Raw genomic sequence first — 572 nt, forward strand, 5'->3', positions numbered from 1 at the left:
ACGTAGGTCCAGGCTTCGGGTAGTGGGCGTTGGTGTGGTTGGTTGGTCAAGGTGTCGGTGATGATCTGGCGCAACAGTTCTGGTGTGGTGGGGGGTAGGTGGTGGGGGTTTTTGGTGTCGTGGTCGCCGGCGAGCAGGCGCAGGGCCAGCAGCCCGAGTTTGTAGGTGTCGGTGTAGATGGTGGCCAGTTCTTCGCCGGGGGGTGCGTCCCAGCCCGGGGTTTCCATCTGGGGCAGCGCCGAGACGGTGTTGATGCGCATGGCGTCGCAGTCGATGAAGTAGGCCGCCTCGTGGGGGCTCAGGGCGAAGAGCAGGTTTTTCGGTGAGATGTCGCCGACGCACACACCGTGCTTGTGCATGAACGCCAGCGTGGAGGCGACCTCACGCAACAACGTATAGCGTTGGGCGTCAGTGATGTTGAGGCCGCGCGCGGCTAGCACCGAGGAATGGTTGAGCAGGTGCTGAAACTCTGCGGTGGTCCGTGACACGCCACCAACGGTGGTCAGGTCGATGAAAAACTGAGCGGGGATGGCTGGCATCACGAAACCCCGTGGCCTGCCGCTTTCTTCGAC

The 572-nt window shown here is 62.8% G+C and carries 1 protein-coding gene; it reads right to left on the reverse strand.

Going from position 1 to position 572, the window contains the following annotated elements:
* The coding region (locus A5707_RS19775) for a hypothetical protein (protein ID WP_419866453.1) at positions 1–539 on the reverse strand (539 nt) is incomplete at its 3' end.
* Between the last annotated feature and the right edge of the window lie 33 nt (positions 540–572).

It is taken from the genome of Mycobacterium kyorinense (assembly GCF_001672775.1).
Classification (GTDB): domain Bacteria; phylum Actinomycetota; class Actinomycetes; order Mycobacteriales; family Mycobacteriaceae; genus Mycobacterium; species Mycobacterium kyorinense_A.